Source organism: Telmatospirillum siberiense (assembly GCF_002845745.1).
Taxonomy (GTDB): domain Bacteria; phylum Pseudomonadota; class Alphaproteobacteria; order Rhodospirillales; family Magnetospirillaceae; genus Telmatospirillum; species Telmatospirillum siberiense.
Map to the genome: position 1 here is coordinate 62,801 of NZ_PIUM01000023.1, position 12,462 is coordinate 75,262.

Below are 12,462 nucleotides of genomic sequence, written 5' to 3' on the forward strand. Positions count from 1 at the left end.
TCTGGGAAGGAAACAGAAGGCACATTTTGATAAAATCAAAATGTGAAAAACGTTAGCGGCATTCGATCCGGACGGTGAATTTTTGTGCTTTATCGGCGATATCGGGTGTCGATATCCGGCGTGTAGCCACGTTCCTCTCATAGCCAATCTCATTGGCGGAGAGGAATGGCAAGATCACTTCGGCCTTGATCGCGAAATTCACGTTCTGCGGCAAGGGGGCGCCGAGGGCGGCGTCGACGGCTTCAGGGTTGAGCGTGCGGGATATGATGCCGACGGCGGCACCGGTCTCATCGAGCAGGGGGCCACCGCTATTTCCCGGTTGCACCGGTGCGCTTATTTGCACCATGCGAGTGTCGTTGTGCAGACCTTTGAGCGAGGTGACCGATCCGGACGTGATCGACATGTCCGAGCTCAGCAAGCTAGGCAGAGGAAAACCGGTGACGATCACATCCTCGCCAGCGCGGAGGGCGGCGCCGTTTCGGAAGGTCACGGCGGCCCGTGGCGTGGCCATGGGCAATTTGAGCAGGGCGAGATCGTTCACCGTGTCGCGCCCGACCACGACGGCTTCGACGTCGTGATTCCCATTGAAGACATGAATGCTGCGACACGCCGGCACGACATGGTCGTTCGTCACCACATGGCCCCGTTCATCGACGATTACGCCGGAACCGCTGGTCTTTATCATCGCGGACGTCGCCAACGGATTCGCTCCGGACATTGTCTTGCCGCCGAGGTTTAGCGCGGCTTGGCGTATGTTTTTCAGGAAGGAGGCGTAAGCGGCCGTACTCAGCGGCCGCGTGCCGGCATCGAATCCAACAGGCTGGATTGCAGGGCTGCTGACGCGCCGTACCAGCCAACGTCCCGTCCAGGCATCGCTCGTCGAATATGGCTGTGGAGCGATCTGAAACCAAAGGACAAAATCGGCATCGCCGGAGTCCGGGTCGAGCGTGTCGTTGATCTGGATCGTTTCCGAGTGCTGAAAGGCATGAGTCCGGATCAACGCCTCGGCATCGATATGCATCACAAGGTCACCGTCACTGACAAGGTAGCGGATCTCGACCGGCGTGCGTCGGCTCTGATCGGATAGCCGCGATGCCGCATATGGACGTAGGCGATCTTGATCGGGAATGACGATACGCAGTTTGCCGAGTACGGGATCCGTTTCGGTCGGTAATGACGCGAGTGAGATTTCCGCTTCGGTTCGCCTGGCTTCGAGGGCCGCTTCGGGGCTGGTGAATCTCACGCCGTTGCGGGTAAATGATGTTGCGTTGTCGAGAGGAGTGGGGGTACAGGCGCTCAGTGCCGTCGCCATTATGGCAATCAGCATCGCCAGTACCGACTTTTCGGCTCGATCAATCAGACATGCTGCCGGTGGACCGAGGGAACATGCTTGCCGTGGATGGTCATCGTACATGTCAGATCACCCTTTGTCTTCGTAAGGATACATCTAGGATTATCCTCCTGCCTCACCATTGAGGTCGGTGTCGTTTTTGTGATTATTTAACTAAAAAAGCGCAACATTATTTTTAGAAAAATATTTTTTATTCGCACTATTCTAGTTTATATCAATATGATGATATTATCAATAAATAACGAAATTATCCGTTAGTTGGTTATAAAGCCTTGTCCTCGGAGGCTTCCTGGACTTTAAGATCCGGAGGCCATTTGTTTCAGATGTGATGGGGCAAACAGAGCCTATTATGTCCGGAGTTGTCTGCCGGATTGCCACGCCGTCTCGTTGTTCCATCTCAGCATGATGGCTTATCCGGCGACCGTGAATCGCTGCCGCATCCGGTGAGGTCGCCGACAATGTCGAGCGGGCGGCGCCTGACAGCGGACGTGCCGCCGAACAGTTCAAACTCGATCTGTCCCGGCAGGCCGGGTTCCTGAACGCCGAGGTCTGCCGGTTCTTCCAGGGCGTGCGGAGCAGGGGGAGGCGGGGCGTTCCGGCAGCCTGTCGTCAGTTGGGGCCCGCTGACAAATAACCGCGTCATTGCTTCGACGCCCTAGATATCCTTCATACCTCTCGAAGTTCTACGCCGTTTCTCTTTCCTTCATCAGTGCCGACAAGACGCCTTCGATCAGCCGGCGACCGAGCCCCGCGGCGGTCATCACCGACTCGGGGTGGAACTGCACGGCGGCGATCGGCAAGGTTTTGTGCTCGATGGCCATGACGGTGCCGTCGGCCGTTTCCGCCGTGGTCATCAGGCAGTCGGGCATGGTGGCCGCATGCAGCGAATGATATCTCCCGACGGTGAAGCGTTCCGGCAGGCCGGTCATCAGGCGGCCCCCGAGAATCCGCACCTCCGACGGTTTCCCGTGCATCGGCTGGTTCAGGATCCCCAGCGCTCCGCCGAAATGTAGGACGATTCCCTGCAGTCCCAGGCAGACACCGAAGATCGGCAAATGCCGTTCGATCAACAGCGAGAGTGTTTCCTCCATGTCGAAATCTTCCGGCCGTCCGGGGCCGGGAGACAGCACCACCAGATCCGGTCGAAGGCCGTTCCGCAGTTCCATGCGGGCGTGATCGGGTCTCAAGGTGGTGACCCGGGCGCCGGCGGCGCGGAAATAGCCGGCCAGGGTATGCACGAAGCTGTCCTCGTGGTCGATCAGCAGAACCTGCGCTCCGCTTATCCGGGTGGGCTCGGCCGTTTCCGTCAGCCGCGCCGGCGCCGGCTGCCGGCCGATGACCGCCAGCATGGCCGAGGCCTTGAGCCTGGTTTCGGCCTCTTCCTCCACCGGGTCGCTGTCATGGAGAAGGGTGGCGCCGACGCGGACCTCGGCGATGCCGTCCTTCATGCGGATGGTCCGCAGGGTCAGTCCGGTGTTCATGTCGCCGTCGAAGGTCAGGGCGCCGATGGCCCCGCCATACCAGCGCCGCGCGCTCTTTTCGTGTTGTTCGACGAAACGGATCGCCCAACGCTTCGGCGCGCCGGTCACCGTGACCGCCCAGGCGTGGCTCAGGAAGCCGTCCAAGGCGTCGAATTCGGGGCGCAGCGTGCCCTCCACATGGTCGACCGTATGGATCAGGCGCGAATAAAGCTCGATCTGCCGCCGCCCGATGACCCGTACGCTGCCCGCCTCGCAGACCCGCGATTTGTCGTTGCGATCGACGTCGGTGCACATGGTCAGTTCGGACTCGTCCTTGGCCGAGTTCAGCAGTTCGCGGATGCGCTCGGCGTCTTCGATGGCGTCGGCGCCGCGCCGGATGGTGCCGCTGATCGGACATGTCTCGACGCGCTTGCCTTCGACGCGGACGAACATCTCGGGCGAAGCGCCGGCCAGGAATTCTCCGTCGCCCAGATTGATCAATGTCCCGTAAGGGGCCGGGTTGGTCCGGCGCAACCGATGAAAGATCTCGCTGGGGGCCTCGGCGCAAGGGGCGCTCAACAGTTGACCCAGCACCACTTCGAACAGATCGCCGCGAGCGAAGGCCTCCCGCGCGCGCTCGACCTGCCCGGCGTATTCGCCCGGCGCATGGTCGCTTTCGGCCGGGAGCCGGGCCGGTGGGGTTGCCAGGTAAGGGGCGGGGGCGGTTTCCCGGGGCAGGCCGGCGGTGCCGCGGCCATCCACCGAGAAGTCGTAGCGCCGGATCGTTGCCGTCTTTCGCATATGATCGACCAGATGGATCTCGTCGGGCAGATAAAGGACGAGGTCGCGCTGGTCGGCGGCGCGCGGCAACCGCAGGTCCATCGGTTCGAACTGGAAGACCAGATCGTAGCCGAAGGCGCCGTAGAGACCCAGATGATGGTCCTCGCCGCTTTTGAACAGATCGATCACCGCGCGCAAAAGCGAAAAAACGCTGGGTTGGCGGCTGCGCATTTCCTCGGCGAAGCGGGTTTCCGTCTTGGCGACGACGCCGTCGAGGCGCCGTCCGCTCCGCTCCGTCAACGAGAGCGCGTCGACGCCCGTCAATGCCGCCGCGATGGCCGGCAACAAAACGGCCCCCCGGTCGTTCAGCGCTTCGATCGTGAAATCGCGTCCCCGCGCCGTCAGAACCAGGGGTGGATCGGCGAACCCGATGTCCCAACGGGTATAGCGTCCCGGGTATTCGTAACCGGAGGACAAGAGAACGCCGCGACGCCCGTCGAGCCGGCCGGCGAGAGCGGCGACGTTACCCGGATAGGGAACATCCTCCACCGTGCGCCGGACGGCGATGCCGCCGCTGGTCTGATAATCATAGTGAGACATGGACCTGCTCCTGGGCTTGTGCTCGCCTCGGGCTCGGTCTTGCGTGCGCTCGTCTTTTGAAAAATCGAAAGCCGCCTCGAACCCGAGACGGCCTGACAAAAAGATATGCGTCGGCCGTCCCTGTTAGACGGGCCACCACCAACGTGAAGAGGGCGAAAACGTACGCATGGGCTGGACTCTAACAGTCCGATGTCCTGGCTGCAATAGAGTCATGCGCGAGCCGGGGGTGGAGGGTGGGGTAAGCGTCAGGCCCACCAATCGGCTTTTCGAAGCGACAATGCAAACCCCTTTCGCTTTTGTTCACGATGTCACAGATGAACGTCTCATCCATCACCATGATCTCGACCCTCTCATGTGGCCAAGCCCGGGCAGATCCGATGACGGCCATGCAAAATCCGCCATTACCGATATTCGTGATGATGCCGAGGTTGCTGTAGCCTTCTTTTGAAAGAAGCACCGCTTTTTGTGCACATCGGTATCGGAGACTATTTCTGGTTTTTTCGGGCATGATGATCGATTCCACGACTGTATGATCTTGGAGTATTTTCCATCTTTTCATTGTTCAGCGGGAGGTTCGGATACTACTTAGGAATTGGTTCTCCCGTCCGGTCGCATTCGCGATGAGGGGAGGCGTCTTGCCGGCAGTTCGTTCTTTTCGCATCGGGCATCAGTGGCGATACTTAGGGCTTGTCGCGAAATTATCGCTCCAAACCCTAAGAGTCCTTATGACGCCTGCGCTCCGCTTAAGGCGGGCGGGAAGCGCCGCTCGGGCTGTTGATTCGATAATTTATCAACAGGCCCTTACCGGGCTTGCCAATGAAAGGGAGCCATCATGGTCCATGAGATCAATCCACACCGCTATCAGGACGCCCCATTCCGCCGTTGCGGACGGAGCGGGCTCAAGCTTCCCGCCATTTCCCTGGGGCTTTGGCAGAATTTCGGCGGCGTCGATTCCTTCGAGAGCGGGCGCGCCATCGTGCGGCGCGCCTTTGATCGGGGCGTTACCCATTTCGATCTGGCCAACAATTACGGCCCTCCGCCCGGTTCGGCCGAGGAGAATTTCGGGCGGATATTGTCCGCCGATTTCCTGGCCCATCGCGATGAGATGCTGATTTCCACCAAGGCCGGATACGACATGTGGCCGGGACCCTACGGAGTCGGCGGATCGCGGAAATATCTGTCGGCCAGTCTGGATCAAAGCCTGCGGCGGATGGGGCTGGATTATGTCGACATCTTCTATTCGCATCGGGTCGATCCCGACACCCCTCTCGAAGAGACCATGGCGGCGCTCGATCAGGCGGTGCGTCAGGGCAAGGCGCTTTATGCCGGGATTTCCTCCTATTCGCCGGAGATGACGCGCCGGGCGTCGGCGATCCTCCAATCCCTGGGCACGCCTTGTCTCATTCACCAGCCGTCCTATTCCATGCTGAACCGCTGGATCGAGGGCGGGTTGCTGGACACGCTGGAAGAACTGGGGATCGGATGCATCGCCTTCTCGCCGCTGGCCCAGGGAATGTTGACCGACCGCTATCTGAACGGTGTTCCGGAGGGAACCAGGGCGACCAAGGGGGGCTCGTTGCGGCAAAGTTTTCTCAGCGAACGCAACATCGAGCATGTCCGCGCGCTGAACGCCATCGCGCAGCGGCGCGGGCAGAGCCTCGCCCAGATGGCGCTCACCTGGGTGCTGCGCGATCCCCGCGTCACCTCGGCGCTGATCGGCGCCCGGACCGTCGAGCAATTGGACAATTCCCTGGACGCGCTGGCCGGCGCGCCCTTGTCCGCGGCGGAACTCGCCGAAATCGACCGCTACGCGATGGATGGCGACATCGACCTGTGGCGGGCCTCGTCCATCCGGCGGCCGGAATAGGGGGGCCGGCGGCCGTTCGCTCCGGGATAGACCCATGCCGCTCAAAGTCCGTCTGACCGTCTGTTTCGTGGCTCTGCTGGCGGCCACCGTCGCCATTCTCGTCTCGGTCATGCTGAATGGCGTGACCGAGACCGTCTCCCGCGCCGAGGAGCGCGAACTGAAGGGCTATCTGGGGGCGGTCGAGGCGATGGCGGGGCTCAGGACCCAGACGGCGCTCGCATTGGCCGAAATGGTCGCCACCATGCCCGACGTCCAGTCGGCCGTCGCCGATGGCGACCGGGCGCGGTTGCTGTCGGTTTTCTCCGCGCCCTTCGCCAGAATGAGGGAGGATGCAGGCGTCCAGCAGTTCCAGTTCCATATGGCCCCCGCCACATCTTTTTTGCGCCTGCACCAGCCGGCTCTGTTCGGTGACGATCTGTCGTCCTTCCGGCAGATGGTGGTCGAGGCCAATCGCCGCGGCTCCACCGTCCAGGGTTTGGAAAACGGTGTCGCCGACCTTGGCGCGCGGGCGATCGTCCCCATTGCCCCGGATGGAAAAAATATCGGGTCGGTGGAATTCGGCATGGATTTCGGGCAGGAGTTCGCCTGGCAATTCAAGTCCCGTTTCGCCGTTGACCTCGCCATCCATCTGCCGTCGGATGACGGCTTCCGCACCGTGGCGGCGACCGCGCCGGCCCTTCTCGAAGACCCGGATTTGCGGCGTCAGGCCTTTGCGGGAAAAACCGTTCTCCGGCGTTTCATGTTTGACGGGCGTTCCGTCGCCGCTTTGCTGGCGCCGATCAACGATTATTCGGGAAAGCCGGTGGCGGTGGCCGAGATCACCATGGATGCCGGGGAATACGCCACGCAATACGCCCAGGCGCGTTGGCGGGCCCTTGGGGTCGGCGTCGTCGTCCTGTTGGCCGGAGTGGCCATCGCCTGGTTCATATCCCAGACCATCAGCCGCCCCCTGGTGGCGATGACGGAAGCCATGCACCGTCTGGCCGAGGGAGATCTGGGAATCGATGTGCCGGCTGCCGATAGGGCGGATGAGATCGGCCGCATGGCCCGTGCCATGTTCGTCTTCAAACAGAACCGGGCGGAGATCGAGCGGCAGAAGGCGGAACGCGATCAGTTCGCCCGGTTGGGTATTCTGGGCGAAATGGCCAGTAACATCGCCCATGAACTCAATCAGCCGTTGGCCTCCATCCTCAATTATGGACGGGGGATGGTCCACATGCTCGACGGCGAGGCTGCGGACCAGGCCATGCTGCGGACCGGCGCCGTGGCGGTGGCCGAGCAGGCGGAACGGGCGGCGGCGATCATCCATCGGATCCGGGGGTTCGTCCGCCGTCGTCCGCCACACCGCGTTCGCGTCAATGTGAACAGTCTGGCGCGGGAGGCCCTTTCGCTTTTCGAGACCTCCACCTCCCGTTCCAAGGTTCCGGTCCGGCGGAGGTTGGCCCCTCATCTCCCGGCGGTGTTGGGCGACAAGGTGGAAATCCAGCAGGTGCTGCTCAATCTGCTGCAGAACGCGCTTGACGCGACCCCGGACGGTGGCGACATCCTGCTGACGACGGAGGTCGCGGACGGAAAAGTAACCGTCTCGATCAGTGATTCCGGAAGCGGGCTGGCCCCCGGCGTGGAGGAACGCATGTTCGATCCGTTCTTCACCACGAAGTCCGAGGGGCTGGGACTGGGGCTTTCGATCTGCCGGACCATCGTCGAAAGCCACGGCGGCGGCTTTCTGGTGAGGCCCGGGCCGGAAGGCGGCGTGACCATCGCCTTCACGCTGCCGGCTCTATCGTGAGGAAACCCGACATCATGAGCATGACATCCGATCAGGCCCCCCTCATTCTGGTGGTCGATGACGATGACGCCATGCGCGGTTCGGTCGCTTTTCTGTTCGCCAGTGTCGGCCTCGATTCGCGTCAGTTCAAATCGGCGGAGGAGTTCCTGGCGGCACGGGATGCGCTGCCGAAGGATCGTCCCGGGTGCCTGCTTCTCGACGTCCGGATGCCGGGGATGAGCGGATTGGAGCTGCAGCGCCGTCTGAACGAGGAGGGGTTTGGTCTGCCGATGCTGATGGTCTCGGGGCATGGAGACATTCCGATGGCGGTGGCCGCCTTGAAGGGCGGCGCCGAGGATTTCATCGAGAAGCCCTATCGCGATCAGCATCTGTTGGATGCGGTCCATCTGGCCATCCGCAAGTCGCGGGAGCGCTTGTCCGCGGGCAGCGAGCGAAGCGCGGTGGTCGAACGTTTCCAGCGGCTGACCCGACGCGAACGCGAGGTGCTGATGGGCGTGCTGGCCGGAAAACAGAACAAGACGATCGCGCAGGGTCTCGATATTTCGATAAAGACGGTGGAGGTCCATCGTCACACCGGCATGGAGAAGATGGCGGCCGGTTCCGTCGCCGAGCTATCGCGGATGATCCTGCTGGCCGGCATTCTGGTGGAGGCGGACTGACTTAGGGTTAACCCTAAGCGCAAAGGGGGCTTCCCCCAATATCCTCACTAAATAAAAGGTAATAGTCTCTCGACCCAGGGAAAGGGCCTTCGGGGATCATCCTCGCGCATCGAATGGCGTCGGTGGCGTGATCCGCCGTTTCCCAGCGGATTTTTTTAAGAGGGGGAAGACTATGACCACACGGAGAGAAGTGCTCGGAGCGTTCGGCGGGGCCGGTTCGGCGTTGCTCGGTTCCTTCCTGTGCGGGCGGGCGGCGGCTGCCGAAACCGGAGCCGCGATGGCGCCGATGCCCACCAATGCTCCCGCGGTTCCGTGGCCTTACGTCAAACTCGATCCGCAGGCGGTGGCCGAGCGGGCTTATAAGGGGTTTCTCAGCGGGCACTGCATGTACGGCAGTTTCTACGGCATCATCGGCGAACTGGCGGAAAAGAAGGGGGCGCCCTATGACAACTTCCCCTTCGCCATGATGAAGATCGGGGCCGGCGGCATGGCCGATTGGGCCTCGCTGTGCGGCGCGCTGAACGGTCCCGCCCTGGCGATCTCTCTGCTCAGCTCGGACCCGAAGCCGTTGGTCGACGAACTGTTCAACTGGTATCAGGCCGCCGAGCTTCCCGACTACCATCCCCAGCAGAAGCCGCGGGTGGAAATCACGACGAAATCGGTATCCAATTCCGTGCTTTGCCACGTCTCGGTGACGCGCTGGTGCGAGAAGGCGGATGTGAAGGCCTTTTCCCTCGATCGCGACGAGCGTTGCGCCTGGTTGACCGCCTCTTGTGCAAAGAAAACCGTGGAGTTGCTCAATGCGCAGGCGGATGGCGTGTTCAAAGCGGCCTATCCCATCCCGAAAGAGGTTCAGGAGTGTCGTTCCTGTCACGACAAGGGCGGGAAACTCGAAAATACCCGCGGGAAAATGGAATGTACGACCTGCCACACCACTTTGGGACCGAAACATCCGACTGTGAAGGGTAAGGATCTCTGAGAATATTCACGGGGGCCGGCGTGGTCGCGGGGCTTCGATGCCGCGCGGCCCCGTCGTTTTGAAAAACATTCGGGGGGGCATCGCCATCACACCCGCATCGCGCGAAAAGGGGTAAGCTTACCCTAAAGTAAAGACACGCGATGGGAGGGTGCCGAATGGGGAGCTTGTCCGGGCAGACATGGCAAGCCGAAGGCTATCATCGGAATGCCGGTTTCGTTGCCGATCTCGGCGATCCGGTGGTCGATTTGTTGTCGCCTCGCGAAGGTGAGCAGATCCTCGACCTGGGCTGTGGCGATGGGCGCCTGAGCGCCGAGATCTCGGCCCGTGGTGCCCTGGTGATGGGGGCCGATTCTTCAGCCGATTTGCTGGCGGCGGCGCGTGGGCGCGGGCTGATGGCGCTTGAGGTGGACGGCGAGGAATTGACCTTTCTCGACACCTTCGACGCCGTCTTTTCCAATGCCGCCCTCCATTGGATGATCCATCCCGATGCGGTGATTGCCGGGGTTCATCGTTCGCTGAAGTCCGGGGGGCGGTTCGTCGGTGAATTCGGCGGTCATGGCAATGTGGCGGCCGTGGTTACCGCCTTGCTGGCGGTCCTGGCGCGGCGGGGGATCGACGGCTGGGCGCGGTTTCCCTGGTATTTTCCGACCGCCGAGGAGTATGCGTCCCGCCTTGCCGCGGGTGGCTTCGAGGTTCGCTCCATCGAATTGATTCCCCGGCCGACCCCGCTACCGACCGGAATGATCGGTTGGCTTGAGACTTTTTCCGGCCCCTTCTTCAGGGACTTCAGCCAGAACGATCGTTCCGTGGCGCTTTCCGAGGCGATTATGCTTCTTCAGCCATCGCTGTGCGACGATCAGGGGCGCTGGACTGCCGATTACGTGCGCCTCCGCTTCGACGCCCGGAAAGTGTGAGGCGTCGGCCGCCCACGACACCATCGGGAGCGACAGGCCCACAAGCAAAGAGATAACTTCGACAGGACAAAAGAAAACCCCCGCCGGTTGCCCGGCGGGGGTTCTTTCGTATCCGCGTAACGTCGATCAAACCGAATAGTACATCGCGTATTCGATCGGATGCGGGGTGTGTTCGAACTTGTAGACCTCTTCCCACTTCAGCTCGGCGTAGCTGTCGATGAACTCCTTCGAGAAGACATCGCCCTTGAGGAGGAAGTCGTGATCGGCCTGCAGGCTCAGCAGGGCTTCACGCAGGGATCCGCAAACGGTCGGAACGGTGGCCAGTTCCTCGGGCGGCAGGTCATAGAGGTTCTTGTCCATGGCATCGCCGGGGTGGATCTTGTTCTGGATGCCGTCGAGGCCGGCCAGCAGCATGGCGGCGAAGGCCAGGTAGGGGTTGGCGCCCGGATCGGGGAAACGCACTTCGACGCGCTTGGCCTTCGGGCTGGCGCCGTAGGGGATGCGGCAGGAGGCCGAACGGTTGCGGGCCGAATAGGCCAGCAGCACGGGGGCTTCGAAGCCGGGGATCAGGCGCTTGTAGCTGTTGGTCAGCGGGTTGGTGAAGGCGTTCAGCGCCTTGGCATGCTTGATGATGCCGCCGATGTAGTAGAGCGCGGTTTCCGACAGGTCGGCATAGCCCGAGCCGGCGAAAGTCGGCTTGCCGGCCTTCCAGATCGACTGATGGACATGCATGCCCGAACCGTTGTCGCCGAAAATCGGCTTCGGCATGAAGGTGGCCGTCTTGCCGTAGCTGTGCGCCACGTTGTGGACGACGTATTTGTAGATCTGCATGAAGTCGGCGGAACGCACCAGGGTGCTGAACTTGCAGCCCAGTTCGTGCTGCGAGGGGGCGACCTCATGGTGATGCTTTTCGATCGGCAGGCCCATGTCGCCCATGACGGTCAGCATCTCGGCGCGCATGTCGACGGCGGAATCCACCGGCGGAACGGGGAAATAGCCGCCCTTGATGCCGGGGCGATGGCCGGAGTTGCCCTCGGGGAACTCCTTGCCCGAGACATAGGGGCCTTCCTCGGAATCGATCTTGTAGAACACCGAGTCCATGTTGACTTCGTAGCGGACGTCGTCGAACACGAAGAATTCGGCTTCCGGACCGAAGAAGGCGGTGTCGCCGATGCCGGTCGAAGCAAGATACTTCTCGGCGCGCTTGGCGATCGAGCGGGGGTCGCGGTCATAGAGCTGGCCCGTCGACGGCTCGACGATGTCACAGAAGATGACCAGATGGGTCTGCGCGGCGAAGGGATCGATGACGGCGGTGGAGAGATCCGGCTGCAGGATCATGTCCGATTCATTGATGCTCTTCCAGCCGGCGATCGACGAACCGTCGAACATGACACCCTCGGTCAACATCTCTTCATCGACCGTGCTGACGTGCTGGGCGGTGTGCTGCCACTTGCCACGCGGATCGGTGAAGCGGAAATCGACGTATTTAACGTCGTGCTCCTTGATCAAATCGAGGACTTTTTTGGCTTCGGACATGGTTGAGTTTCCCAATTGTTGAAAGATTTAAACGCATGCGTTGAAGACAAGCCCGATGGACACCGCTTTCAACCGGCAGCCGGACTGAAAATGGCGTGACCGGACGGATTAAATAGCGTCGTTGCCCCGCTCGCCGGTGCGTATGCGGATCGCTTCCTCGACGGGGGTGACGAAAATTTTCCCGTCGCCGATGCGACCGGTGTGGGCCGCCTGCTGAATGGCTTCGATGGCCCGTTCAACGAGGTTGTCCTCGATGACGAGCTCAATCTTTACCTTCGGCAGGAAATCCACGACATACTCGGCGCCGCGGTACAGTTCGGTATGTCCTTTCTGCCGTCCGAAGCCCTTAGCCTCGGTGACGGTGATGCCCTGCAGACCGATCTCATGAAGGGATTCCTTCACCTCGTCCAGCTTGAAGGGCTTTATGATCGCTTCGATCTTTTTCATGTACCCCGGTGCTCTGCTAATCTTGGGACCCGTTGCGTTGACCGCACTCCCATTTAGCACGCATTGTGCCAGTTGGGCTA

At 61.5% G+C, this 12,462-nt stretch carries 11 protein-coding genes; 5 read left to right on the forward strand and 6 right to left on the reverse strand.

Going from position 1 to position 12,462, the window contains the following annotated elements:
- Positions 1 to 52: 52 nt before the first annotated feature.
- The 4 genes from CWS72_RS18110 to CWS72_RS18120 all read right to left on the reverse strand — a co-directional run bounded on the left by CWS72_RS18110 (position 53) and on the right by CWS72_RS18120 (position 4,699).
- Positions 53 to 1,414, reverse strand: a complete 1,362-nt coding sequence (locus CWS72_RS18110) for a S1C family serine protease (RefSeq protein ID WP_101252040.1) — start codon at positions 1,412 to 1,414, stop codon at positions 53 to 55.
- 334 nt (positions 1,415 to 1,748) lie between these two features.
- Positions 1,749 to 1,994 (reverse strand): hypothetical protein, encoded by a 246-nt coding sequence (locus tag CWS72_RS27490; RefSeq protein WP_146002799.1) that lies wholly within the window; start codon positions 1,992 to 1,994, stop codon positions 1,749 to 1,751.
- A gap of 40 nt (positions 1,995 to 2,034) precedes the next feature.
- Positions 2,035 to 4,191 (reverse strand): anthranilate synthase component I, encoded by a 2,157-nt coding sequence (locus tag CWS72_RS18115; RefSeq protein WP_101252041.1) that lies wholly within the window; start codon positions 4,189 to 4,191, stop codon positions 2,035 to 2,037.
- 178 nt (positions 4,192 to 4,369) lie between these two features.
- The gene (locus CWS72_RS18120; RefSeq protein WP_146002800.1) at positions 4,370 to 4,699 is read right to left on the reverse strand and encodes a hypothetical protein; all 330 of its coding nucleotides are present in this window, start codon (positions 4,697 to 4,699) and stop codon (positions 4,370 to 4,372) included.
- 324 nt (positions 4,700 to 5,023) lie between these two features.
- On the opposite strand from CWS72_RS18120, the gene mgrA reads away from it, so the two are divergent.
- The 5 genes from mgrA (at position 5,024) to CWS72_RS18145 (ending at position 10,399) form a co-directional block, all read left to right on the forward strand.
- Entirely contained in the window at positions 5,024 to 6,058 is a 1,035-nt protein-coding gene (gene mgrA, locus CWS72_RS18125) for an L-glyceraldehyde 3-phosphate reductase (RefSeq protein ID WP_101252043.1), read from the forward strand.
- A gap of 34 nt (positions 6,059 to 6,092) precedes the next feature.
- Positions 6,093 to 7,847 carry a cache domain-containing protein gene (locus tag CWS72_RS18130; protein WP_158240708.1) on the forward strand — a complete coding sequence of 585 codons (1,755 nt, stop codon included), beginning with the start codon at positions 6,093 to 6,095 and terminating at the stop codon, positions 7,845 to 7,847.
- A gap of 14 nt (positions 7,848 to 7,861) precedes the next feature.
- Positions 7,862 to 8,506: a response regulator transcription factor gene (locus CWS72_RS18135; protein WP_101252045.1), complete on the forward strand. Its 645-nt coding sequence runs from the start codon at positions 7,862 to 7,864 to the stop codon at positions 8,504 to 8,506.
- 172 nt (positions 8,507 to 8,678) lie between these two features.
- Complete coding sequence (locus CWS72_RS18140; RefSeq protein WP_101252046.1) at positions 8,679 to 9,485, forward strand: C-GCAxxG-C-C family protein; 807 nt, start codon at positions 8,679 to 8,681, stop codon at positions 9,483 to 9,485.
- Between the two features lie 155 nt (positions 9,486 to 9,640).
- Positions 9,641 to 10,399 (forward strand): class I SAM-dependent methyltransferase, encoded by a 759-nt coding sequence (locus CWS72_RS18145; RefSeq protein ID WP_101252047.1) that lies wholly within the window; start codon positions 9,641 to 9,643, stop codon positions 10,397 to 10,399.
- 126 nt (positions 10,400 to 10,525) lie between these two features.
- Here CWS72_RS18145 and glnA read toward each other — a convergent pair whose 3' ends face one another.
- Positions 10,526 to 11,935 (reverse strand): type I glutamate--ammonia ligase, encoded by a 1,410-nt coding sequence (gene glnA, locus CWS72_RS18150; protein ID WP_101252048.1) that lies wholly within the window; start codon positions 11,933 to 11,935, stop codon positions 10,526 to 10,528.
- Positions 11,936 to 12,043: 108 nt separating this feature from the next.
- Positions 12,044 to 12,382: a P-II family nitrogen regulator gene (locus tag CWS72_RS18155; protein WP_101252049.1), complete on the reverse strand. Its 339-nt coding sequence runs from the start codon at positions 12,380 to 12,382 to the stop codon at positions 12,044 to 12,046.
- Between the last annotated feature and the right edge of the window lie 80 nt (positions 12,383 to 12,462).